We start from the raw sequence: 25,440 nt of genomic DNA on the forward strand, positions 1-25,440 counted from the left end.
TATATTATCTGTCAACGTTCTCCCCGCAATGCGCGGTGTATCAATGTCTTCACCATACGGCGCGTTTCCGCCTTGTTCAGTCCCTCTCCCAAGCGGCCGTAGATGTAAGGCACCTCCAACCCTTTCACACAATAGTGCATCACATCGGCCACCAATGCCACATTCTCTATGGAAAACTCACCCGAGGCGACCCCTTCTTTCAACACCCCGATGAAAAACTCCGTTTCTTTTTGGTCGAAATGTTTCCTCACCTTCTCCACCATCCAGATATTACGGAAGAATTCGGCACGCAAATTACCGTTGCGCAACACGACCTCTTTAATGGAATGCAAATGGACATAAATGATTTCCACCAGTTTTTCCTCCAAATCCATCCTTTTATTGGCCACTTCCGACAACTGGGCCGAAAGATGCTCCAACTCCGTTTCTATCACGGCAAAATAAATGTCTTCCTTATTCTTGAAATAGGTGTAAAGCGTACGGCGTCCTTTGCCCGAGGCTACGGCAATATCGTTCATCGTCGTATTCTCCAGCCCTTGCTTGGCAAACAGCCCTCGCGCCACATCCACCAATCGTGTCCTTGTCTTCGAAACAGCCATAACTGTTACAAATGTAAGCGAAATCCGGCAAGCAGGCAATATTTCCCCCTTAATTTTCGTTTCAGTCCGGCAAAAAAGCCTGCCATTGTTATCCGAAACGGGTAAGCCCGGCTCAAATTAACACAGACTTTATTGCCGCCATACCGGCTTTTCCGTAATTTTGCATACGGCGCAGCAGGACTGCCCCCATGCCCGATGCTCCGCGAAGGACAGGTATTTTATGCCGACTATGCCAAACCCGACGGATTTTGCGACGAGGCTTGGAAAGCGATTTACCAATATGTATTTGCGTTGGCCCACGGCGCAACGAAAGAGCCGTTCTACTACGGCGATTGGATAAGCAAAGCAGGCATTGCCATCTGTGTAGTTGCAACGACGGTCTCCGACCGGTCATCTTCAAACAGGAAGCCACCAACGAAGAAAGCCAAATAAACTATATCCTTGTACAAGACTAATGGTGGCCTACCACCGCTGCAAGACAAGGAACACGGAACGCTCCACCACCGGCAACGAAACGGTCACATTCGCAATTTCACGAAAATAATCCGCAATTTATTTGGCCATTCTGTGGAAAAGCATTACCTTTGCACACAGAAACAAGAAACACATCGCGGAGTGGAGCAGTTGGTAGCTCGCCAGGCTCATAACCTGGAGGTCGTTCGTTCGAGTCGAGCCTCCGCAACTTAATACAAACGCAATTAACTTCAGGAAAGTTAGTTGCGTTTTGTGTTTTAAAACCATTTTAACTATAACCATTAGCCTGATTAAAGTCATGAAAAAAGTATTCTGCTCCCTATTGAAAAGTTTGGTGCTCACTGTTACGCTATCCCACTCCTTGCCTTCACATGGGCAAGAGGAGCCTCTCCGGATTCCCGTGACTACGGAAGATGCGAAAAACAAATATTCCACAATAAACATGCAACGCACCAGTGCGCACGACCCTTCCATCGCTTATGATGAGGGGAGCAGGCTGTATTACGTCTTCGGTTCACACATGGCCACTGCCAAAACCCGGGATTTGCAGAACTGGACCGGGGTGTCCTTTCCTTGGGGCATGGTGAATACAGACGGGACAATCACGTCCGACGTAGCTCCGGCAGACGCTTTCCACACCCACCAAACGCGGAAAATCACCATTCACGGCGAAACGGTGGATTTCGGTAATTTCGATGCCGCAGCTTGGAACTGCGCCCTTCCCGGTACCGGTACCAATGGAGAAGAAATACCATGGACCGTAGACGGCAACATGTGGGCTCCGGACATTATTTACAATCCCGTGTCAGGAAAGTGGTGCCAATACCTCAGCTTGAACGGTCCGCAATGGAATTCTTGTATCATCCTGCTTACGGCCGACCGCATAGAGGGGCCTTACGTCTATCAGGGACCTGTAATATTCAGCGGATTCCGCAGCGACACGGACGAGCGCATCTCTTTCCACAAAACCGACTTGGAATTAGTCGTCGGGAAGCAATCGAGCCTCCCTGCACGGTATAAACAGGAAAAATGGGGAGATTATTGGCCGCACGCCATAGATCCTTGCGTGTTCTACGATGAAGACGGGACGTTATGGATGTCGTACGGCTCCTGGTCGGGTGGCATCTATATCCTGCAATTAGATCCGAATACCGGTCTGCGGGACTACAACGTCACTTATACGGGGGACTTCGATACGAAAGGGGCTAACGTGACATCCGACCCGTACTTCGGAAAGAAAATCGCAGGCGGCCGTTATGTATCGGGCGAAGGTTCCTATATCGAACATATCGGCAACCACTATTACTTGTTCATGAGCTATGGCGGGCTTGAACCCAACGGCGGATACGAGATGCGCGTATTCCGTTCGTCTCGTCCGGACGGCCCGTACAAGGACATGAACGGGACTGATGCCATCTTCACAAGTTGGAAACTTAATTACGGTCCCAATGCAGACAATCGCGGTGAAAAGCTATTGGGAGCCTACAACCATTGGGGATTTATGAATGTCGGCGAACGTGCACAAGGACATAATTCCGTGCTTGCCGCAGAGGAGGGACGCACTTACTTGGTTTACCATACCAAATTCAACGACGGAACGGCGGGACATCAGGTTCGTGTGCACCAACTGTTCCTGAACCGTTCCGGTTGGCCCGTAGCCGCTCCGTTCGAGTTCCACGGAGAAACGACAGGCGACCGTCAGATAGCCTCTTCCCAACGGTTCGATTCTAAAGAGGTAGCAGGCCGCTACCACGTCCTCGTCCATCCCTACGGGCAAAACCATGCCGCCTACGAAGAGACCGCCCCCACAGAAATCTTGCTCCGCGAAGACGGGAAGGTAGAAGGGGCATACAGCGGAACTTGGAAGATATATGACGGCAATTCATATATCACCTTGAACCTGAACGGTACGGTTTACGAAGGAGTCGTAACGGAGCAACAAATGGAGCCGACCACCATCAAAGCCATCTGTTTCACTGCATGTGGCGACAATGGCACAAATCTATGGGGATACCGGATGGGAGATGCATACGCCTTGGCTTATACACTCAATACGACCACCATTCCGGTCAAGGACAACCAATACATCTCGCGCAACATGGACTTGTATGGACTGGAGAAGGAAATCAATGTCAACGCCAAATGGGAGTCCGACACTCCGGACGTGGTTTCCCATACCGGACGATACAACCCGGCCGACCTGACGGAAGACATCCCCGTGCAATTATCCTGCGAACTGTCCTGCGGTGACTACTTTTGGACTGACACGTTCCACGTCACGGCCCGCAAGGAATCTCTGCCCGACGGTAATTGGCTTGGTGGCATAAAAGCATATTATGATTTCGACCAAGAGCCCTTCGTCAATGCATACGACCACGTACAAACAGCCAAGCGCTTGTCGCAAGGCGGCAACAACAAACCGTCGTTGGAAAAGGACAGTCTGCGCAACGGCAGCATCCTGCACCAATATTTCGGCGCAAGCGGCTATTGCAGCTACACACAAATGCCCAATCCGCTAAGGAATGAGCGTTTGGAAGGTATGACCGTATCTTTATGGGTGAAACGTACTGACGACATTCCATGGGACGCAATATGGTCTTTCTACAATCCTGCGGTTAACACCAGGCTATATCTTACAGGTAATTCCTACGTAGGCTTTAACAATGGCAAAGACTGGTTCGACATCAACCATCCTGGTAGTATTATCTCCGAACGTATTCCTGTCGGTAAATGGTGTCTCGTCACGATAACCATTTCACGTAGCCAAGGGTGTACCATATACGTCAACGGAAGTAAGATACGTGACGTTGAATACATCGGAAACTGTAATGGCATCAATATTACAGACACAAAAGACTTTGATTATAATCGGGTCATAGACTTCATTCAATCATGCCCTAATTTCTATTTAGGCTACGGCTCTTTTTGGGGTTCCATAGACGTAAGGATGGATGACCTTATCCTATACAATCGGGCTTTGGAAGCAACGGATGTCAGAGCCTTAAACACGATGAGCAACAGAGTAACAGATTTCTCTATCGGAGAAGGCGGCTTGTCTGTCAAACCTGTCCATCATCACGGGAACAGAACCATGAAATCTATATACGATTTATCCGGATGCCCTGCAAAAGAGGTAAAAAAAGGTATCTACATTATTGAAGGCCAGAAAGTCATATACCCATAGAAGCCAAGAATAACATACAACTTATTTCATATACCAATGTGACAATTCAGAAGCCCCCGGGAATAAAAAACCCGTTCCCCCGCCCGGCATGGGCCGTGCGCGGGGGAACGGAATGGAAAAAGGCGGCTACCTACTCTCCCGCCTTGCGGGCAGTACCATCGGCGAGGGCGGGCTTAACTTCTCTGTTCGGGATGGGAAGAGGTGGGACACCGCCGCTATAGCCACCATGATGGATTCGAACTGCGGCACGCGCCGGGGCGCGGACCGAGTGTGGGACACAAGTCAAACAAACAAAACGAAAGGATGACGAACAGGAATGCCATGTGCGGGCAGGGATACCACGAACGGCGAAAGCTTTCGGGCTATTAGTAGTGCTCGGCTTTGGCGTCGCCGCCTTTACACCTGCACCCTATCCACGTCATCGTCTTTGACGGCCCTCTAAAAGGAAATCTAATCTTGTGGAAGGCTTCGCGCTTAGATGCTTTCAGCGCTTATCCATACCCGACGCGGATACCCGGCGGTGCGCCTGGCGGCACAACCGGCAAACCGGAGGTCGGTCCGGCACGGTCCTCTCGTACTAGTGCCCGAACCACGCAAATTTCCAACGCCCACGATAGATAGAGACCGAACTGTCTCACGACGTTCTGAACCCAGCTCGCGTGCCACTTTAATGGGCGAACAGCCCAACCCTTGGGACCTTCTCCAGCCCCAGGATGTGACGAGCCGACATCGAGGTGCCAAACCACTCCGTCGATATGAGCTCTTGGGAGGGATCAGCCTGTTATCCCCGGAGTACCTTTTATCCTTTGAGCGACGGACCTTCCATGCGGAACCGCCGGATCACTATGCTCCAGTTTCCTGCCTGTGCGGCCTGTCGGCCTCCCAGTCAAGCGCCCTTCTGCCATTACACTCTGCGGCCGGTTACCAATCGGCCTGAGGGCACCTTGAGGAGCCTCCGTTACGCTTTTGGAGGCGACCACCCCAGTCAAACTACCCGCCAAACGCGGTCCTTGTATCCAACAAGTTAGTACCCAGACGGCCAAAGGGCCGTATTTCAACGACGGCTCCAAAGGCACTGGCGTGCCTCATTCTACGCCTCCGGCCTATCCTACACATCGACGGCCCGGGTACAACGTTAAGCTGTAGTAAAGGTTCACGGGGTCTTTTCGTCCCATCGCGGGTAATCGGCATCTTCACCGATACTACAATTTCACTGGGATCACGGTTGAGACAGTGTCCGGATCATTACACCATTCGTGCAGGTCGGAACTTACCCGACAAGGAATTTCGCTACCTTAGGACCGTTATAGTTACGGCCGCCGTTTACCGGGGCTTCAATTCGGGCCTTCTACATAAGTATGAGCCCTCCTCTTAACCTTCCGGCACCGGGCAGGTGTCAGGCTGTATACGGCTTCTTTCGAATTTGCACAGCCCTGTGTTTTTGTTAAACAGTTGCCTGGACCTATTCTCTGCGCCTCGTTTACACGAGGACCCCTTGTTCCGAAGGTACGGGGTCAATTTGCCTAGTTCCTTAACCGTGAATCTCCCAAGCGCCTTAGTATGTTCTACCCGACCACGTGTGTCCGTTTACGGTACGGATGACTTGGTGCTGGAGTTTAGCGGGTTTTCTCGGGAGCATGGTTACCGGCGCTGTCGCGTTGCCCAGAAGGGCGCCGCGTACTTTCGCGCTTCGGCTCGGGAGGTGGGCTTGCCTGCCTCCCTCGTAACCTTTGCGCTTAAACCCCCTTTTCCGTCAGGGGGCGGCCGTGTCACTTCTCCGTCGCCGCGTCACACACCAAGACAGTAACGGAATATTAACCGTTTGATCCATCGCCCTCGCCCTTAGGCTTATGCTTAGGGACCGACTCACCCTGAACCGATTGGCGTTGTTCAGGAAACCTTGGTCTTTCGGCGGGAGGGGATCGCACCCTCCTTATCGTTACTTATACCTACATTTGCTTTTCCATCCGCTCCAGAGCCGCTCGCGCGGCGCCTTCGACGCAGGATGGAATGCTCCCCTACCGATATTCTCATATCCCACGGCTTCGGTAACTGGTTTCATACCCGATTATTATCCACGCCCATCCCCTCGACTAGTGAGCTGTTACGCACTCTTTGAATGAATGGCTGCTTCCAAGCCAACATCCTAGCTGTCTGGGGGGACGGACTGCGTTAGTCTAACTTAACCAGCATTTCGGGACCTTGGCCGGTGGTCTGGATTCTTCTCCTCTCGGGCACGGACCTTAGCACCCGTGCCCTTACTCCATGGATTGGCCGGCGCGCATTCGGAGTTTGTCAGGACTTGACAGGCGGTGAAGCCCTCGCATCCTATCAGTCGCTCTACCTCGCGCCGGGAACTCCACAGGCGGCACCTAAATGCCTTTCGGGGAGTACGAGCTATCTCCGAGTTTGATTGGCCTTTCACTCCTACACTCACCTCATCCAGAAGCTTTTCAACGCTTATTGGTGCGGACCTCCATCCCGTGTTACCGGGACTTCATCCTGGACAAGTGTAGATCACCCGGTTTCGCGTCTGCCACCACCGACTCCTGCGCCCTTTTAAGACTCGCTTCCGCTGCGGCTGCGGGGCTCATGCCCCTTGGCCTTGCCGGTGACGGCAACTCGTAGGTTCATTATGCAAAAGGCACGCCGTCACGCCCAATGGGCGCTCCGACCGCTTGTAGGCGCACGGTTTCAGGATCTTTTTCACTCCCCTAACAGGGGTGCTTTTCACCTTTCCCTCACGGTACTGGTTCACTATCGGTCTCTTACGAGTATTTAGCCTTGCCGGATGGGCCCGGCTGATTCACACAGGATTACACGTGTCCCGCGCTACTCAGGATTCCGCTACGCTTCGCATGGCTTCGTGTAAGGGGCTGTCACCCTCTATGGCGGAACTTTCCAGTTCCTTCCACTCGCCATCACTCTTGCGACATCGCGGTCCTACAACCCCGGCGATGCCTGGACAACGCCGGTTTGGGCTATTCCCCGGTCGCTCGCCACTACTGGGGGAATCATTATTTATTTTCTTCTCCTGCGGGTACTAAGATGTTTCAGTTCCCCGCGTTCGCCTCCCGCTCTCGCGGGATAACGTTTCTTCAAAACGTTGGGTTGCCCCATTCGGATACCCGCGGGTCAATGGCCATTTGCGCCTCACCGCGGCTTGTCGCAGCTTATCACGTCCTTCATCGCCTGTAAGAGCCTAGGCATCCGCCGTGCGCCCTTGAATACTTTCGCCTCGGCCGCCGGCCGCCTTCCACCAGGGAAGATACGGCAGGCGGGCCTGCCTGCACATGTTCGTTAAAACATACCTCGTTCGCTTTCTTTACGTTTTGTCTGTCCAACATGTCAATGATCGCATGCCCCCTCGGGGCCGGGTGGAGAATAACGGATTCGAACCGTTGACCCCCTGCTTGCAAAGCAGGTGCTCTAGCCAGCTGAGCTAATCCCCCCGAAAATACCCGCGTAGTCCCAGGCAGAGTTGAACTGCCGACCTCCACATTATCAGTGTGGCGCTCTGACCAACTGAGCTATGGGACTGGCGTGACCCTGTGACCCGGATGCGGGCGGGCGGCGGAAACGCCACCGGGCGGAAGCTGAGCCTCCTGCATCCCTCACTTATCCTTTTTTAAGCCTCACATACCAAAACAAGAAAGACAGCCGTACAAGAGGAAACTACCCGGGAGCGGACGCGGAATGGACCGTTTTGCGGGAAGGACCCCAGAAAGGAGGTGTTCCAGCCGCACCTTCCGGTACGGCTACCTTGTTACGACTTAGCCCCAATCACCGGTTTTACCCTAGGCCGACCCTCGCGGTCACGGACTTCAGGCACCCCCGGCTTTCATGGCTTGACGGGCGGTGTGTACAAGGCCCGGGAACGTATTCACCGCGCCATGGCTGATGCGCGATTACTAGCGAATCCAGCTTCGTGGAGTCGGGTTGCAGACTCCAGTCCGAACTGAGAGGGGTTTTAGGGATTGGCCAACCGTCACCGGGCAGCGGCCCTCTGTACCCCCCATTGTAACACGTGTGTCGCCCCGGACGTAAGGGCCGTGCTGATTTGACGTCATCCCCACCTTCCTCGCACCTTGCGGTGGCAGTGTCCCCAAAGTGCCCGGCATTACCCGGTGGCAACTGGGGAGGGGGGTTGCGCTCGTTATGGCACTTAAGCCGACACCTCACGGCACGAGCTGACGACAACCATGCAGCACCTTCGCAGGAGTCCCGAAGGAAAGGGCCGTCTCCGGCCCATGCACCTGCGATTCAAGCCCGGGTAAGGTTCCTCGCGTATCATCGAATTAAACCACATGTTCCTCCGCTTGTGCGGGCCCCCGTCAATTCCTTTGAGTTTCACCGTTGCCGGCGTACTCCCCAGGTGGAATGCTTAACGCTTTCGCTTGGCCGCCGACACTATGTCGCCGACAGCGGGCATTCATCGTTTACTGTGCGGACTACCAGGGTATCTAATCCTGTTTGATACCCGCACCTTCGAGCCTCAGCGTCAGTAATGCCCCGGTACAATGCCTGCGCGATCGGAGTTCCTCGTGATATCTAAGCATTTCACCGCTACACCACGAATTCCATGTACCCTGTGCATACTCAAGGCTGCCAGTTTCAACGGCGGAACGCGGTTGAGCCGCGCCATTTGACCGCTGACTTGACTGCCCGCCTACGCTCCCTTTAAACCCAATAAATCCGGATAACGCTCGCATCTTCCGTATTACCGCGGCTGCTGGCACGGAATTAGCCGATGCTTATTCATAAGGTACCTGCAAATGGCCATACATGGCCAACTTTATCCCCTTATAAAAGGAGTTTACAACCCGTAGGGCCGTCGTCCTCCACGCTACTTGGCTGGTTCAGGCTCGCGCCCATTGACCAATATTCCTCACTGCTGCCTCCCGTAGGAGTTTGGACCGTGTCTCAGTTCCAATGTGGGGGACCTTCCTCTCAGAACCCCTACCCATCGTCGCCTTGGTGGGCCGTTACCCCGCCAACAAGCTAATGGGACGCATCCCCATCCTTTACCAATTAATCTTTATTCATCAAGCCATGCGACTAAACGAATTCATCGGGTATTAAACTTCCTTTCAGAAGGCTATCCCCGGGTAAAGGGCAGGTTGGATACGCGTTACTCACCCGTGCGCCGGTCGCCATCAAACTTAGCAAGCTAAGTTCATGCTGCCCCTCGACTTGCATGTGTTAAGCCTGTAGCTAGCGTTCATCCTGAGCCAGGATCAAACTCTCCATTGTAGAATATCTTTTTGACCCGCCTTACGGCGGGGCATATCGTCTGTTCCGGACTCCCCGAACTTGTCACGCCTACCGGCGTGCCGCTCCTGGTTCCCCCTCAACTCGAATGAGGGGTATGACGGTTCGTTTCTTTTTTACCCTTGGACATTTCTCAAAGAGGAAACAACCTCCAAAAAAACATCCAAGCTCTTGTACTACTTTCTCTCTTTATGTAAGACTTTCAATGAACTCTTTCATTTACCGCCCCCGCTCCGCAGCGGCCACACAAGGCCTTGCTTCCCGAAAGCGAGTGCAAAGGTACAACCTTTTACCATAACTGCCAAACGTTTCACCAACTTTTTTTCCGGGCCAACCCCGGCACAAGGACACACAAGCACAACCACATGGACAAGAAACACGCTGTAAAACACGTGTTTTACAGCAGGAAACACCGAACACACTGAGGGAAAACTTTTTTTCAGAATGGAAGGAGGTAGATAGCCCCATAAAATCCATAAGCGTTCTCCCAGACGAAGCTGTATTCCGCCAACAGAACCAATTTAAGTATTATTATAAGGTATAGCGTTTGTAAATCGTAGACATTATTGTATATTTGCGTAATTGTGTGGTTTTACCTACTTATACAACGTATGAAAGATTTCGTCAAATATACTTTGGCCACGCTCTGTGGCTTGTTTCTGGCTAGCATAGCCCTCTTCACATTAGGCATCCTGTCCATTGCGGGGATGATGACCATGGAAAGTACCGCCCCATCCATCAAACCCCAATCCGTGCTTCGCCTGACGCTAAACGGTGAATTACAGGAAGATGCACCGAACGACCCTCTCGGAGACCTGTTCGGCAGTACTTACCCCACCCTCAGTCTGAGAGAAATACAGACAGCCATCCAAGGTGCTAAAGAAAATCCGAACATAGACGGTATATATATAGAAGCACAAACCCTCTTGGGGGCGACTCCCGCCATGATACGAGACATCAGGGAATCCCTCGCCGATTTTAAGAAAAGCGGCAAATATATCATCGCATACGGAGACAACTATACCCAAGGGGCTTACTATATTTGCAGCATAGCCGACAGCATCATCCTTAATCCACAGGGGCAGGTAAACTGGTGCGGTATGGCTTCGCAGCCTATTTTTTACAAAGACCTGTTGGAAAAGATAGGCATTAAGATGCAAGTGTTCAAAGTAGGCAGCTACAAATCGGCCGTGGAACCGTTTACAGCCACCCAAATGAGTGACGCCAACCGCGAACAAGTCACGTCCTACCTGAACGACATCTGGCAAACCATGCTGACGGACGTATCCCGCTCACGCTCCATCAAGAAGGACTTGTTGGACGAATACGCAGACAGCATGCTCACATTCCGCCCCGCAGAAGAACTGGTACGGAACGGCATGGTAGACAGCCTTTGCTATATCGACGGGATAAGCCGGATGTTACGCGCAAAAACCGGAAAGGACAAAGGCGCCCTACCCCTCGTCAGTGTGAAAGAACTGGCGGCTGCCACCGAAACAACCCCGAAAAAAGGTGATAAGATTGCAGTCTACTATGCATACGGAGACATCGTAGACCGAAAGACAGAATGGAGCGAAAATGTGATAGACGCAGAAACAGTATGCCACGACCTGAGAACCCTGCGTGAAGACAAATCGGTCAAAGCGGTAGTACTTCGCATAAATTCCGGAGGCGGAAGCGCTTACGCCTCCGAACAGATATGGCATGAAGTGAAATTACTCCGTAAAGCCAAACCCGTGGTCGTATCCATGGGTGGAATGGCAGCCTCGGGCGGTTACTACATCTCCTGCGCCGCCAACTATATCGTGGCCGAACCGACTACGTTGACCGGAAGTATCGGCATTTTTGGCCTCATTCCCGACGCAAGCCAACTGCTCAGCGACAAATTAGGCCTGCATTTCGATGTAGTAAAAACCAATGCACACGCCGATTTCGGCACGCCTGCACGCCCGTTCAATCCTTCGGAAGCTCAAATGATGCAAGGATATATACAACGAGGTTACAAGTTGTTTACCGAACGTGTAGCAGAGGGACGGAATATGGAAACCAGCCAAGTGGAAAAACTGGCCGAAGGACGGGTTTGGACCGGACAGCAGGCCGTAGAGAACGGACTGGCCGATGCCAATGGCAACCTCCAGACCGCTATCAAAAAAGCGGCGTCATTGGCCAAAATAAAAGATTACCATACGGAATACGCACCGACTCCGGCCCCTTGGTACGAGGGGTTGTTTGACCAACAGAAAAAGGACTATCTGAACACGGCCTTACAAGAGACCCTCGGAACATATTACGCCCCGCTAATGAACCTGAGACAGATCCGGCAAATGAGCGTCCTGCAAGCCCGGATACCGTATGAGCCCAACTTTATCAACTAAACCATCATGGAAGGAGACTTAATCAAAATCAACGAATGGTTGTTACCGGTAGCTTGGCTTTACGGAATAGGCGTAAGGATTCGTAACGAGCTTTTCGAAATGGGAATCCTGAAATCCAAAAGTTACGACATACCCGTTATTTCGGTCGGCAATATCACCGTAGGCGGTACCGGGAAAACACCACATACGGAATATCTCATCCGCCTGTTACGAAAGAAGCATAAAGTGGCCGTGTTGAGTCGGGGATACAAACGTAAATCAAAAGGATTCATTTTAGCCACATCCGAAACGTCTATGCCCGCCATAGGCGACGAACCTTATCAGATGAAACAAAAGTTTCCAGATGTCTATGTCGCTGTGGATAAAAACCGTCGCCGGGGAATTGAAAGGTTATGCGACGAGCAAATCGCACCGGGAACAGAAGTCATCCTGTTAGACGACGCATTCCAACATCGTTATGTAAAACCAGGTATCAACATCCTGTTAGTAGATTACCATCGCTTGATTTGCGACGACAAGTTGCTCCCCGCAGGACGTTTGCGCGAACCGAAAGAAGGAAAAGACCGAGCCAATATCGTAATCGTGACCAAATGTCCGGAAGACATCAAGCCCATGGGGTTCCGGGTCATCAGTAAGGCGCTAAAGTTGTATCCCTACCAGAAGCTGTTCTTCTCAACACTGAAATACAGCCGTCTCATACCGTTGTTCGGAGAGGAAGAATATCCTTTGGACGAGTTGCTGCCCCACAAACATGTCTTGCTGCTCACCGGCATCGCTTCGCCGGAACAAATGAAAATGGACCTCGAACATTATGAAACGGATATCACGCCGCTTTCTTTCGGCGACCACCATTATTTCTCGCCCAAAGACGTAGCCCTAATCAACGCAACTTACGCCCGAATGTCCCCGCCGAAGCTAATTGTAACCACAGAAAAAGATGCGACCCGCCTGAAGGGCCTCAACGGCCTGAGCGAAGAGGTTAGAAAATCTCTCTATGCCCTGCCGGTCGAAATAGAGATACTGCAAAATCAACAAGAATCGTTTAACGAAAACATTACTGGTTATGTATTCAAAAATTCAAGAAACAGCATCCTGGCTAAAAAGTAGGATGACAACAAGCCCCACAACGGCTATCGTTTTAGGTACCGGATTAGGTAAACTGGCCAACGAAATCACAGATGCGACCCGCATTTCATACAAAGAAATTCCCAACTTCCCAGTCTCTACGGTAGAAGGGCATTCGGGTAATCTTATCTTCGGAAAACTGGGTGACAAAGACATTCTGGCCATGGAAGGCCGCTTTCATTACTATGAAGGCTACACCATGCAAGAGGTCACTTTTCCCATTCGTGTCATGTATGAGTTGGGCATCAAGACCTTGTTCGTCAGCAATGCTGCAGGCGGCACCAACCCCAAGTTTGAAATTGGCGACCTGATGATTATCACCGACCAAATCAACGCACTTCCTGAGAATCCGCTACGCGGTAAGAACTTTCCGACCGGCCCCCGTTTCCCAGATATGTCGGAAGCCTACAACAAGGGACTCATCCGGCAAGCACTCGCCATTGCCGAAGAAAAAGGAATCAAGGTACAGCAAGGCGTATACCTCGCTACACAAGGCCCGACTTTCGAGACTCCGTCTGAATATAAAATGTTCCGCATTTGGGGCGCCGATGCGGTTGGCATGTCTACCGTACCCGAGGTCATCGTAGCCAATCATTGCGGAATCAAATGCTTCGGTATCAGTGTCATCACCGACCTTGGAGTGGAAGGAAAGATTGTGGAAGTCAGCCACGAGGAAGTACAGAAAGCTGCCGATGCCGTACAACCCCTTATGGCCGAGATTATGCGTGAGATGATAAACCGCGCTTAAAGCCCATAAATTTATGCAAGAAACAAACAGGACAGAAATCTCTACGCTCGGAGAGTTCGGGCTTATCAAGCACCTGACAGAAAATATCCGGCTGAAAAACTCTTCCACCCGCTATGGAGTTGGTGACGACTGTGCCGTCATGGAATATCCGGCCGACAAACAAGTCCTCGTCACCAACGATTTGCTGATGGAAGGCATACATTTCGACCTGACATACGTCCCGATGAAACATCTCGGATACAAGGCTGCCATGGTCAACCTCTCGGACATTTATGCCATGAATGGTACCCCCCGTCAAATGGTGGTCTCCATTGCTTTAGGCAAACGTTTCTGTGTAGAGGACATGGAGGCTTTCTACGATGGTATCAAAATGGCATGCGAAGCTCATGAAGTCGATATTGTAGGAGGCGATACGACATCTTCGCTTACGGGGTTGGCCATCAGCATTACCTGCATCGGGGAAGCAGACAAAGACAAAGTGGTTTATCGCAACGGAGCCAAAGAAACCGACTTAATCTGTGTCAGCGGAGATTTAGGAGCAGCTTACATGGGATTGCAGTTGCTCGAACGCGAAAAAGCCGTTTTCAACCAACAGTTGCAGGAAGCTCACAGAAACGAAAGCCCAAAGACCACAGAGGGATTATACGAAGCCCAACCGGACTTTAGCGGAAAAGAGTATTTACTGGAACGACAGCTAAAGCCAGAAGCACGACGTGACATTGTGCAAGCATTGGCAGCCGCTAATATCCGTCCGACTTCCATGATCGACATATCAGACGGACTCAGTTCCGAATTACTGCATATTTGTACGCAAAGCGGTGTCGGTTGCAGGATATATGAAGAACATATTCCCTTAGATTACCAGACGGCTGTCATGGCAGAAGAGCTGAACATGAATGTCACGACCTGCGCCCTGAATGGCGGAGAAGACTATGAATTATTATTCACAGTCCCCATTGCCGACCACGAAAAAGTCAGCCAAATCAAGGACATTAAAATAATAGGCCATATCACCAAGGCCGAATTAGGCTATGCACTCATCAGTAGGGATGGCCAGGAATTTGAACTGAAAGCTCAAGGTTGGAACCCACTTAAAGGCTGATGTGCCGCATTGTTTCAGCCTGGTTGGACAACAATCCTCCTTGCTATCAAAGACAATCCGTCTGCATTTAACTACACTCTTGCCTGTCTTCTCCGACCCAGAAAACAGGTGAGAGTTTACTTTTTTCTCCTATATTACACAAAAATATATCGAATATATTTGGCATTTCAAATTAAATCGCTACCTTTGCACTCGCAAAACAAAAGTAAGTCGGTGCCATAGCTCAGTTGGTAGAGCAAAGGACTGAAAATCCTTGTGTCCCCGGTTCGATTCCTGGTGGCACCACTTGAAAGTCAAGCAGTTACTAATTAAGGTAGCTGCTTTTTTTATTTCTTTTTGCATCTTTTTCGGTGATTTCTATCTGAAGCAAAAAAAGACAAATGAACAACAATAAAAAGTGAAACAAATGATACGTATAAAACGCTTAATACGAACTCCATAGGCGCAATTACAATACAAAAATGGAAGGTTCTTGTTAAGTTCTCATTGTTAATCACTAACTTTGCAAATATCATCAATCAATTATCGCACATTTGCAATATAAGCCAAATATGGGAACAGAAAAGACAAACAAGTATTGATAAACAAGGTAAAACTAGAAAATGGCTTGCCGGACAGTTAGGAAAGAACGAGGCAACTATTTCACGATGGTGTTCTAATACGAGCCAACCCTCATTGGAAATGTTAATGAAGATAGCTGCCATATTGGGAATAAGTTCAAAAGATTTGATAAACAACGGTATTAACAACGAAACGAAATGACAACATTTACAAAGATAATTGACAAGTTCCGACAAGAAGCATGGTCTGAACGAGATAAAGGTTTTCGCTTTGAACGCCTGATGCAGGCTTATCTGAAAACTACAGCCTTATACGAAGGACTTTTTGAAGAAGTTTGGCTATGGACTGAATTCCCTTGTCAGGACCAATTTGGAGGAAAAGACTTAGGTATTGATTTAGTCGCGAAGACCTTTACCGGAGAATTTTGGGCTATACAATGCAAATGTTATGCGGATGACAACTATATTACAAAAGCAGATGTAGACACATTCCTCTCCACTTCAAGTAAGACCTTTGAAGCGGAAGGCATAGAGCACGCTTTTGCCCAACGCCTGTGGATTTCTACTACCAACAAATGGAACAGTGCCGCCGAACTGACAATCAAGAATCAAACACCGCCTGTAACACGCCTTAATTTGATTGACCTTGAAACTGATGATGTGGATTGGGAAAAACTGGAGCATGGACTTTATGGCAAGGCTTCTCGCCCCCAACCTTTCTCTATAATGGAGCATCAACGAAAGGCAGTCAATCGGGTACATGAATATTTCCAAACTCACGAACGGGGCAAGCTGATAATGGCTTGTGGAACAGGAAAGACTTTTACTTCTCTTAAAATAGCAGAAAACGAAACAAACAACAACGGTTTGGTGCTTTTCCTTGTTCCCTCCATTGCATTGTTGGGACAGACTTTACGAGCTTGGTCAGCACAAGCCTGTGTTCCTATCCATGCCGTATGTATCTGTTCAGACGGGCAAGTTTCTCAACAGAAAGTAAAGAATGAAGAAGACGGAGTGAGTATTGTCGATTTGGCTTTGCCTGCCTCAACCAATACAGACTATATTATTCATCAGCTCGAAATTATCCGGTGCAAAGAACGAGAAGGTATGACAGTCGTATTTTCTACCTACCAGTCTATCGAAGTCATATCACGTGCGCAGAAAGAATTGCTAAGTCGTACACAAGGCAAATATGGCATTTTCGATTTGATTATCTGCGATGAAGCCCACCGCACTACCGGAGTCTCATTGAAAGGGACGAATGAAAGTGCCTTTATCAAAGTACATAACAACGATTTCATTCAGGCAAAACATCGACTATATATGACTGCCACGCCTCGTCTTTATACAGATGAAGCACGCAAGAAAGCAGAAGAAAATGATGCGATATTGTGCTCTATGGACGATGTGTCAATGTACGGTGATGAGATTTTTCGTATCGGTTTCGGTGAATCCGTAGAAAAACAATTACTGACTGATTATAAGGTATTGATTCTTGCCGTAGGCGACAAGGATATTACGCCTGCACTCCGTGATGTGATAACCAATGAAGACGGCACGATAACCGTAGATGACGCTTCTAAATTTGTGGGTTGCATCAATGCTTTGTCAAAACGGGTATTGGGCGACGAAGGACTTATCAAGACAACCGACCCACTACCTATGCACCGTGCCGTAGCTTTTTGTTCCACCATTAAGGCTTCAAAAGCAACGGCTACTATTTTTACCGATTGCAAATCGGCTTATATGGAAGACGTGAGTACAGAAGACAAGGCTATGATGGTAGATGTCGTGGCACGTCACGTGGACGGTACGATGTCGGCTACCGAACGCGACCAACGGCTAATGTGGCTAAAAGAGCAGTCTGATAACGATAAGGAATGTCGTATGCTGACAAATGCCCGTTGCTTGAGCGAGGGTGTAGACGTACCTTCGCTCGATGCAGTTGTTTTCGTTTCGCCTAAAAACTCACAAGTGGACGTGGTGCAGTCAGTGGGACGTGTCATGCGTCGCAGTCCCGGAAAGAAATATGGTTACATCATTATTCCGGTAGTCATACCAGAGAATGTAGAAGGTGATGAGGTTTTGAGCAAACACCCTAATTTCAAAGTGGTATGGACGGTGCTCAATGCTTTGCGTGCTCATGACGACCGTTTCAATGCTGAAGTCAACAAGATAGAACTTTCCAAACAGAAACCTAAACACATCCTTTTCGGAGGTGTGGGTAGTTCACATGATGACGACAGTGTGGACAGCAGCCTTGCAGATGCTACGAGGCAAGACGCCACCAACGCAGCCATGCAAATGGCACAACAGCTTTCACTGCAATTCGAAGATTTACAGAACGTGTTCTATGCCAAGATGGTGACCAAGGTCGGGAGCAAACGCTATTGGGAGCTTTGGGCAAAAGACATCGCTAAAATAGCAGAAGAACACATCAAGCGCATCAAAACATTGATTGCAGACGAAGGCAAGCACAAGAAAGCATTTGAGCAACTGATGCGCGGACTGCGCAAGAATATCAATCCCAACCTTACTGAACAGGAAGTCATTGAAATGCTTTCGCAGCATCTGATAGCCATGCCTGTATTCGAAGCTCTTTTCGGTAATTACGAGTTTGCTGTCAGCAATCCGGTATCGAAAGCCATGCAAAAAATGCTTGCCTTGCTAGATGATGAAGCCAAGACGGAAGAAGAAAATGAACGCCTGCAAAAATTCTATGATTATGTGCGAACTACGGTCGGTGACATTACCGATGCAGAAGGTCGCCAACGCCTGATTGTAGAGCTTTATGACAAGTTCTTTAAGGTGGCTTCGCCTAAAACGGTGGAAAAATTGGGCATTGTTTATACACCTGTGGAAGTAGTAGATTTCATCATCCGTTCCGTAGGTTATATCATTCAAAAAGAATTTGGACGTTCGCTTTCTGATGAGAATGTACATATCCTTGACCCGTTCACAGGAACCGGCACATTCATCACTCGCTTGCTTCAAAGTGGACTGATAAACCGCGAGGCATTGGCCCGGAAGTACTGCAAAGAAATCCATGCCAATGAAATCGTATTAATGGCTTATTACATAGCCTCTATTAACATCGAGAGCGTATTTCATTCGCTCGTTCCCGAAGAAGAATACCGGACTTTTGACGGCATTTGCTTGACCGATACGTTCCAATTAGGAGAAAAAGATTCTGACGAGAATCTTTATTCCGAACAATTTCCTACTAACTCCAAACGTGTCATGGCGCAGAAGAAATGCCCGATTACAGTTGTTGTGGGTAATCCTCCTTATTCCATTGGACAAAAGTCTGCCAATGACAATGCACAGAACCAATCTTATCCAAGATTGGAGAAACACATTGAAACGACTTATGTAGCGCAATCGGAAGCTAATCTAAACAAATCTGCATACGATAGTTATGTGAAGGCTTTCCGTTGGGCTTCTGACCGTTTGAATGAGAAAGAAGGTGGAGTTATCGGTTTTGTGACTAATGGTGCTTGGTTGGATGCCAATGGATTGGACGGTATGCGCAAATGCTTTGAACAGGAATTCTCTTCGATTTATGTGTTCAATTTAAGGGGGAATCAACGGACCAGTGGAGAACTGTCTCGCAAAGAGGGTGGAAAAATATTTGGTTCAGGCTCTCGCACTCCAATTGCTATCACTATTTTGGTGAAAAAGCGTAAAGCAAATAATTTAGAGAAAGCACAAATCTTTTATCACGATATTGGGGATTATTTAAGCAGGGAAGACAAACTGAAAATCATCAGGCAAATGGGTGACATCAGCAACCCTACGATGATGTGGAAATTGGTTGAACCGAATAAGCATGGAGATTGGATTTCCCCCCGCAACGAGATGTTCAAGCTGTTTATCCCTATTGAGCCTGAAAAGAAGTTTGCGAAGGGGCAGAAAAGTTTCTTTGACACGTATGCTATTGGTGTAGCTACCAATAGAGATGCGTGGGTTTATAATTCTTCTCGGCAAAGACTTGAACAGAATATGCGGTCTATGATTGACTTTTATAATCGACAGAGGGAAGCATATAACGATGCGATAAAGGTTGATAAGAAATTGTTCGTGGAAAGTTTTATCAATACAGATGATTCTAAGATAAGTTGGACTGTCAATCTCAAAAAAGATATTGAAAGAAACATAGAACATAATTATGTTTCAGACTTAAGAGATAGCGCATATCGCCCATTTTTCAAACAAAGATTATATTTTGATAAACCCTTTATTGAACGTATAGGTCTTTCATCTAAACTATTCCCCACTCCCAACCACAAGAACCTTGTGATTTGTGTGTCATGTGTCAGTGCCAATAATGGATTATCTGTATCTCTAACAGATTGCATTCCAGACTTACATTATATAGGTGATACTCAATGTTTCCCTCTTTATTGGTATGACAGCAACGACACTGATATTGCCAACTTGTTTAATCAAGAAACGGAAAGGCCGATGGACAGATATGTGCGTAAAGACGGAGTAACCGATTGGATATTAAATACAACCCGTAAGCAATATGGCTACAAAGTAACGAAAGAGGACATCTTCTATTACGTCTATGGACTGCTCCATTCCCCCGACTATCGTACCTCTTTTGCCACAGACTTGAAAAAGTCCTTGCCACGCCTGCCTTTGGTGGAGAAAGCGGATGACTTCTGGACATTCTGCAAAGCCGGACGTGAGCTTGCCAACCTGCATCTGAATTATGAAACGATAGAACCTTATCGAAAATGTATTGTCCAATTCGCACCGCTGACAAACAAAGGAGACAAAATGAACTATCACGTAGAGAAAATACGTTTCGGCAAAATTGATAGTAAGACATCCGACAAGAGCGTCATCCATTATAACCATGCCATTACCATTACCGGCATTCCCGCCGAAGCCTACGAATATGTGGTAAACGGAAAGTCTGCTATCGAGTGGATAATGGAACGCTATTCCATAACTACCGACAAGAAAAGCGGCATCACCAACGACCCTAACGACTGGGCACGCGAGCATAACGATGAGAAATACATCTTCAACCTTCTGCTCCGGGTCATAAATGTATCGGTACAGACGGTGAAGATCGTGAAAAGATTACCGAAGTTGAAGTTTAAATAAAAAATATATGGCTTTTTCAGCAGAACAAAGACCCATTAGTAAGCTATTAAATGATTGCATACTAGAGATTCCTCGGAATCAAAGACATTATGTTTGGAAGAAAGATAATTGGCAAGATTTACTTTCTGATATTAACTTTATTGTAAAAAATAAGGATGATAAAAGACACTTTATTGGTAGTATTGTGTTAAAAAGAGAGGAATCTATAAACGGATTGGATAGGTATACTATAATTGATGGGCAACAACGAACCATCACCATTATGTTATTTCTATCTGCAATAATGAAATTGTTCCAAGATAAAGAAATGGAGAAGGATTTTAAAGGAACAATACCATATTTAATTTCTAAAGATAGAAAAAATGAGGCATATTGCATATTACACTCAGAGGAACATTTGTTTATCAAGGATTTTGTATTCAAAGTTACTAATTATGATGAGAATAGAAATATAAATGAACTCATAAAATTGTCAAGCATAGACAGAAAAAAGGAAGATAATATAGCTAAAGCCATTCTTTTCTTTTACGATGAGCTAAAAGAAATGAGTAATAAAGAAATAGAACCAAGTGCTTACTTAATAGCAATGCGAGATGCTCTCATAGATACAAATTGTGTGGAAATTATTGCAGATACAGAAGAGGACTCTTATACTATATTTGAAATCCTTAATGCCCGGGGACAAGCTTTGGCTGATCATGAACTTTTGAAAAATTATATCATGAGATATATTTTACCACAAAATGCGGTTGATGAAGTCAAAAAAAAATGGGAGATATTAGAGGGGTTATTAGGTGGATCTATTAATCGCTTCTTTAAACATTATACAGCGCATAAGATACAAGTAACAAATAAAGAACAAATTTTTCGAATTCTCCAGAGAACTTATCCTAAAGATAAAGTGGGTGCTCTAATGAAAGATATCATGTTAAAGTCCCGTTATTATCATACTATTATTTCACCCCAGAAATCAGGTGAAAATAAAAATTGTTCTGAAGTTGAATACAAAGTATTTTCTTTCTTTAAAGAAAAACGTGCAGAACAATTTAGACCTATTTTATTAAGTCTAATGGATAAGAAAGAAAACAACCAATTATCATCTGAGAAATATGAAGATGCATTGCATTTCTTGTACTCATTTTTTGTGTGTTACAATATTATAGGTGAAGAAAAATCAAACAAACTGGAAGATGTGGTATATAAGTATGCTCCAATTTTAGAGAATAATTTTAGCGAACAAGAATTAGAAAACTTTATAAACGGTATAAAAAAGAAAATCCCGTCATTAAAAACATTTACTGAAAGATTAAAGACATTAGGCTGGTCGAATCACAATGACTTTTATAAATCTCAAAAGAATAAAGATAGGGTCAGAATCGTATTAGAGTTGATAGAAGAACATTTGTCAGGTAGAATTAATTTTGAGGAATCTTCTCTTGAGCATATTCTTCCTGATTCACAAGATAATGAAAACGCCTTAATCGGTAATATTATCTTGTTAGAAAATAGAATTAATCAAAATTGTAAAGACAAGCCTTTCCGAGAGAAACTGAACTTCTATAGGGATTCTAATTATAAAATGGCTAGAGAATTGGCAAATCGTTACGGAGACAAAGAATTTTTGCCTCAAAAAAGAACTGATTTTTTAGCAAATATAATATATAAAGACATTTTACATTTAGATAAAATATGATGTCAACCGAATCCCAAAACATAGAATTCAAAGGCACTCGACCGCTTCATGCTTCGCAAGCAGGGCAAGACTTGGGATGGTGTGCCTGTGCCTTATCTGAAAGCGGAGGACTTGGATAACGCTACGTTTGATTTGTTCCGCAAGTATGCCAAACGGAGCGGACGCATGGAGGAAGCGGACTTAATGGACGATAATCATGGACTGTTGGAGAAGCTCCGACTTTATGAAGGCAGTTACTTGAAACGTGCTGCTGCCTTACTATTCCATCCCGACCCGGAAAAGTATGTGACCGGAGCGTTTGTAAAGGTTGGCTTCTTCCGCGAAGGTATGGATTTGGTATATCAGGACGAAGTGCACGGCAATCTGTTCCAGCAAATCATGAAACTGATGGACTTGCTGTGTACCAAGTACATGAAAGCCATCATTACCTACGAAGGCATCCAACGGATAGAAACATTGCCTATGCCCCATGAGGCACTCCGTGAAGCATTATTGAATGCCTGCATCAACAAAGACTACGCAGAACCTTCTCCTATTCAAATCCGCGTGTATGAAAACAAGTTGGAGATAATCAACGGTGGGGTACTGCCCGAAGGATGGACGGTGGAAACCTTATTGTCCTCACATCGGAGTATGCCTTATAACCCTGATATAGCCAATACGTTTTTTCGTGCTGGTGAGATTGAGGCATGGGGACGCGGCATCGAGCGCATTATCACTGCTTGTAAGAAAGATGGATTCTCCACACCGGAATTTCGTTATGATGCTTCGGGTATATGGACAACCTTTAAGTTTGAGTACCCGGAAAGGGCTACGATCCAAAGCGACCAGAAAACTACCCAAAAGACCATACAAAAGACCATACAAAAGACCATACAAAAGCTAACGGAGCAACAACAAGCCATATTGGTCTATCTGAATGAACACCCCAATGCCACACGAAAAGAATTATGTGAGAAGATTCCAGGTGTGACAATGGGAGGTGTTATACACAATCTTTCCCGCCTTCAAGAGCTTGGCTTACTGAAACGTATAGGAGGCAGGAAGCAAGGATATTGGCAAATTATAGAATAAAAAAGGATTATGGACGATTGGGAAGAATCTGAAAACTGGCACGAGGACTTGATGGCATGGGAACGCTTTCAAGATGAGCTTGAAAGGATTAATGGATCCCCCTATAAATTTCTAAAAAGCCCCTTCATCTTTCAGTTCGACCCGTAACCCATTGTCTGAAAGCCTATTGACGGGCTGAAGGATTAGGTGTGCATCTTTCAGCCTGCTGTCATGCAGAAGAGGCCAAATCATTCTGCGCCAAACGAGAAATCGTTCGGCTGAGAATGATTTTTCGTTTGGCGCAGAAAAAAATAGCGTCATACCCAAGGCAATGTCCGCCTCTCTACGAAGTAGGGCTGAAACATGGCTGAAAGATGAAGGGCAATTTCGTAAAACTCTTGGGAGGGAAGCCGCATGAACTATCCTTAATAGTGGAAAGAGCTTCCCCCCACAAACTCACGCAGCAGGGAAGTCGGTGGAATTTCATCGTCTGCCATAGGCACGAAATAGCGCAGGAACTTACGCAAACGATAAGCCTCGGAATACTCCGGTACATTTTCAGGCACCCTTTCCAATATCGGCAGAGCCTGGTTGCGGATGACCGCCAATTCGAACAACAAAGCACTGTTGAACATGGCATCGGCCTCTTCCTGATAAGGGAAAATCCATTTGTCTTCCCCCTCCCGCACACTGGGCCAACGGCGGATGGTATCCAAGGCCGAATACCCCCGGTATTTGTAATCGCGGATGATACGCCGCAACAAACGGTTGTCCGTAGTCGGAATATAATTATGCGCATCCAACAGGATGGTCGTCATGGCCGAGACATAAATACGATATTTGTATTGTTCCTCAATCTGGGCGGTCAACTCGGGATTCAAGCCGTGGATGCCCTCCAGAATCAGTATCATGTGCTCTTCCAACCGAAGTTTCTTCCCACTCTTCTCACGCAAGCCTGTCTGGAAATTGAAATGGGGCAGTTCCACCTCCTCGCCTGCCAACAACGCTTGCAGTTGGCTGTTGAAAAACGGAAGATCCAAAGCATAGAGCGACTCGAAATCATACTCTCCATGCTCGTCCCGCGGCGTATGCTCCCTATCCAAGAAGTAATCATCCAACGATATGGGATAAGGTTTTATCCCGTTGGCCATCAACTGAATGGACAAGCGTTTGCTGAACGTCGTCTTTCCGCTCGACGACGGACCGGCTATCAATATCAGTTTCAAATTCCGCCTCGACTGTATTTCATCGGCAATACGTACGATCTTCTTTTCCTGTAATGCCTCGGCTACGTTGATCAACTCCGTAGTCCGACCCTCTTGACAAGCTTTGTTAAAGTCACCTACAGTACCCAGTCCGACAATTTCCTGCCAACGATGATGCTCGCGAAAGATTTCGAGCATCTTCTCCTGATGTACCATCTCCTCCAGTTTTTCGGGATTCTTCCTGGACGGAATACGCAACAACAGGCCATCATAATATTTCATTACGTCAAACACCTTCAATCCTCCCGTCGATGTCAGCAGCGAACCGTAAAAATAATCCACCGTCTGATCCAACTGGTAATAATGCGTGTAGATAGCACCATAGCTCTCCAGCAACCGCACTTTGCTCGTCATTCCCTGACGGCGGAACATTTCTATCGCGTCCTCTGTAGGACTTTGTATACGATGGAAAGGTATGTCGGCATCTACAATTTCCCGCATCCGGCGCCAAATGGCCGTCACGTCATCCTCTTCTATCGGCCGCCCTATACGCAAGTCGCAATAGTACCCTCTCGATACCGGCGTCTCGATGCGCAACACACACCCGGGAAATAAATCTTTCACTGCTTTTACCAACACGAAAAAAAGCGAGCGGGTATAAGTACGCATTCCTGAAGACGAGGTAACATCAAGGAACTCCACATCTTTATCATTATAAAAACGATAATGAAGTCCTTCCACCTTATTATTGACCTTCGCACTGACCGGCCCGTAAGGCATTTGCAGATTTAACGCATGATAAGCGTCCCAAAGTGTACTTCCGATAGGGAGTTGAAGAGTTTTTTTATTATTTTTGCAACGTATTTTGATTTCTTGTACCATAAAGCTTTTCGGGGATTTGAATAAACACCTTAAAAATAGGCAATGGGACGG

The 25,440-nt window shown here is 47.4% G+C and carries 12 protein-coding genes, 4 tRNA genes, 3 rRNA genes and 1 pseudogene; 13 read left to right on the forward strand and 7 right to left on the reverse strand.

The window, feature by feature from the left end; all coding sequences use genetic code 11:
• Positions 1 to 11 precede the first annotated feature (11 nt).
• On the reverse strand, positions 12 to 599 hold the full coding sequence (locus E0E47_RS11150) for a TetR/AcrR family transcriptional regulator (protein WP_130893711.1): 588 nt from the start codon (positions 597 to 599) through the stop codon (positions 12 to 14).
• Between the two features lie 132 nt (positions 600 to 731).
• Between E0E47_RS11150 and E0E47_RS11155 the strand changes: the two are divergent.
• The 3 genes and pseudogenes from E0E47_RS11155 (at position 732) to E0E47_RS11165 (ending at position 4,257) form a co-directional block, all read left to right on the forward strand.
• A pseudogene (locus E0E47_RS11155) lies at positions 732 to 1,054 on the forward strand (TIGR04076 family protein).
• Positions 1,055 to 1,208: 154 nt separating this feature from the next.
• Positions 1,209 to 1,281 (forward strand) — tRNA-Met (locus tag E0E47_RS11160).
• Positions 1,282 to 1,371: 90 nt separating this feature from the next.
• Positions 1,372 to 4,257: a family 43 glycosylhydrolase gene (locus tag E0E47_RS11165; protein ID WP_130893712.1), complete on the forward strand. Its 2,886-nt coding sequence runs from the start codon at positions 1,372 to 1,374 to the stop codon at positions 4,255 to 4,257.
• A gap of 117 nt (positions 4,258 to 4,374) precedes the next feature.
• Here the strand turns inward: E0E47_RS11165 and rrf are convergent.
• The 5 genes from rrf to E0E47_RS11190 form a co-directional block, all read right to left on the reverse strand.
• A 5S ribosomal RNA gene (rrf, locus tag E0E47_RS11170) occupies positions 4,375 to 4,486 on the reverse strand.
• Between the two features lie 115 nt (positions 4,487 to 4,601).
• Positions 4,602 to 7,495 (reverse strand): 23S ribosomal RNA (locus E0E47_RS11175).
• Positions 7,496 to 7,635: 140 nt separating this feature from the next.
• A tRNA-Ala gene (locus E0E47_RS11180) sits at positions 7,636 to 7,709 on the reverse strand.
• Between the two features lie 14 nt (positions 7,710 to 7,723).
• A tRNA-Ile gene (locus E0E47_RS11185) sits at positions 7,724 to 7,797 on the reverse strand.
• A 184-nt stretch (positions 7,798 to 7,981) separates the two neighbouring features.
• Positions 7,982 to 9,510, reverse strand: a 16S ribosomal RNA gene (locus E0E47_RS11190).
• Together the 16S, 23S and 5S rRNA genes with 2 tRNA genes alongside form the textbook arrangement of a ribosomal RNA operon.
• A gap of 629 nt (positions 9,511 to 10,139) precedes the next feature.
• On the opposite strand from E0E47_RS11190, the gene sppA reads away from it, so the two are divergent.
• The 10 genes from sppA to E0E47_RS17345 all read left to right on the forward strand — a co-directional run bounded on the left by sppA (position 10,140) and on the right by E0E47_RS17345 (position 23,470).
• Positions 10,140 to 11,903 carry a signal peptide peptidase SppA gene (gene sppA / locus E0E47_RS11195; protein ID WP_130893713.1) on the forward strand — a complete coding sequence of 588 codons (1,764 nt, stop codon included), beginning with the start codon at positions 10,140 to 10,142 and terminating at the stop codon, positions 11,901 to 11,903.
• 6 nt (positions 11,904 to 11,909) lie between these two features.
• On the forward strand, positions 11,910 to 13,010 hold the full coding sequence (lpxK, locus tag E0E47_RS11200) for a tetraacyldisaccharide 4'-kinase (protein ID WP_008627764.1): 1,101 nt from the start codon (positions 11,910 to 11,912) through the stop codon (positions 13,008 to 13,010).
• Positions 12,967 to 13,776, forward strand: coding sequence for a purine-nucleoside phosphorylase (locus tag E0E47_RS11205; RefSeq protein WP_130893714.1), 810 nt, complete (start codon positions 12,967 to 12,969; stop codon positions 13,774 to 13,776). The genes lpxK and E0E47_RS11205 overlap by 44 nt, the downstream gene beginning before the upstream one ends.
• 13 nt (positions 13,777 to 13,789) lie before the next feature.
• Positions 13,790 to 14,878 carry a thiamine-phosphate kinase gene (thiL, locus tag E0E47_RS11210; protein WP_130893715.1) on the forward strand — a complete coding sequence of 363 codons (1,089 nt, stop codon included), beginning with the start codon at positions 13,790 to 13,792 and terminating at the stop codon, positions 14,876 to 14,878.
• 212 nt (positions 14,879 to 15,090) lie between these two features.
• Positions 15,091 to 15,163, forward strand: a tRNA-Phe gene (locus E0E47_RS11215).
• A 291-nt stretch (positions 15,164 to 15,454) separates the two neighbouring features.
• Positions 15,455 to 15,640 (forward strand): helix-turn-helix transcriptional regulator, encoded by a 186-nt coding sequence (locus tag E0E47_RS11220; RefSeq protein ID WP_130894363.1) that lies wholly within the window; start codon positions 15,455 to 15,457, stop codon positions 15,638 to 15,640.
• Positions 15,637 to 20,556 (forward strand): DEAD/DEAH box helicase, encoded by a 4,920-nt coding sequence (locus E0E47_RS11225; RefSeq protein WP_130893716.1) that lies wholly within the window; start codon positions 15,637 to 15,639, stop codon positions 20,554 to 20,556. Before E0E47_RS11220 ends, E0E47_RS11225 begins: the two co-directional genes overlap by 4 nt.
• Positions 20,557 to 20,563: 7 nt before the next feature.
• Entirely contained in the window at positions 20,564 to 22,249 is a 1,686-nt protein-coding gene (locus E0E47_RS11230; protein ID WP_130893717.1) for a DUF262 domain-containing protein, read from the forward strand.
• Positions 22,250 to 22,297: 48 nt separating this feature from the next.
• Complete coding sequence (locus E0E47_RS11235; RefSeq protein ID WP_008627786.1) at positions 22,298 to 23,323, forward strand: ATP-binding protein; 1,026 nt, start codon at positions 22,298 to 22,300, stop codon at positions 23,321 to 23,323.
• A gap of 9 nt (positions 23,324 to 23,332) precedes the next feature.
• Entirely contained in the window at positions 23,333 to 23,470 is a 138-nt protein-coding gene (locus E0E47_RS17345) for a hypothetical protein (protein ID WP_008627787.1), read from the forward strand.
• A gap of 257 nt (positions 23,471 to 23,727) precedes the next feature.
• On the opposite strand, the gene E0E47_RS11240 is transcribed toward E0E47_RS17345, so the two are convergent.
• A complete protein-coding gene (locus E0E47_RS11240) occupies positions 23,728 to 25,389 on the reverse strand; it encodes a nucleoside kinase (protein WP_130893718.1) in 1,662 nt (553 codons plus the stop codon).
• Positions 25,390 to 25,440 lie beyond the last annotated feature (51 nt).

Source organism: Paraprevotella xylaniphila YIT 11841, assembly GCF_900683745.1.
GTDB classification, from domain to species: domain Bacteria; phylum Bacteroidota; class Bacteroidia; order Bacteroidales; family Bacteroidaceae; genus Paraprevotella; species Paraprevotella xylaniphila.

What these genes read in the sequence shown, in the direction of transcription:
- E0E47_RS11150 (WP_130893711.1), bottom strand. Translation starts at nt 599, where the DNA reads ATGGCTGTTTCGAAGACAAGGACACGATTGGTGGATGTGGCGCGAGGG.
- E0E47_RS11165 (WP_130893712.1), top strand. Translation starts at nt 1,372, where the DNA reads ATGAAAAAAGTATTCTGCTCCCTATTGAAAAGTTTGGTGCTCACTGTT.
- sppA (WP_130893713.1), top strand. Translation starts at nt 10,140, where the DNA reads ATGAAAGATTTCGTCAAATATACTTTGGCCACGCTCTGTGGCTTGTTT.
- lpxK (WP_008627764.1), top strand. Translation starts at nt 11,910, where the DNA reads ATGGAAGGAGACTTAATCAAAATCAACGAATGGTTGTTACCGGTAGCT.
- E0E47_RS11205 (WP_130893714.1), top strand. Translation starts at nt 12,967, where the DNA reads ATGTATTCAAAAATTCAAGAAACAGCATCCTGGCTAAAAAGTAGGATG.
- thiL (WP_130893715.1), top strand. Translation starts at nt 13,790, where the DNA reads ATGCAAGAAACAAACAGGACAGAAATCTCTACGCTCGGAGAGTTCGGG.
- E0E47_RS11225 (WP_130893716.1), top strand. Translation starts at nt 15,637, where the DNA reads ATGACAACATTTACAAAGATAATTGACAAGTTCCGACAAGAAGCATGG.
- E0E47_RS11230 (WP_130893717.1), top strand. Translation starts at nt 20,564, where the DNA reads ATGGCTTTTTCAGCAGAACAAAGACCCATTAGTAAGCTATTAAATGAT.
- E0E47_RS11235 (WP_008627786.1), top strand. Translation starts at nt 22,298, where the DNA reads ATGCTTCGCAAGCAGGGCAAGACTTGGGATGGTGTGCCTGTGCCTTAT.
- E0E47_RS17345 (WP_008627787.1), top strand. Translation starts at nt 23,333, where the DNA reads ATGGACGATTGGGAAGAATCTGAAAACTGGCACGAGGACTTGATGGCA.
- E0E47_RS11240 (WP_130893718.1), bottom strand. Translation starts at nt 25,389, where the DNA reads ATGGTACAAGAAATCAAAATACGTTGCAAAAATAATAAAAAAACTCTT.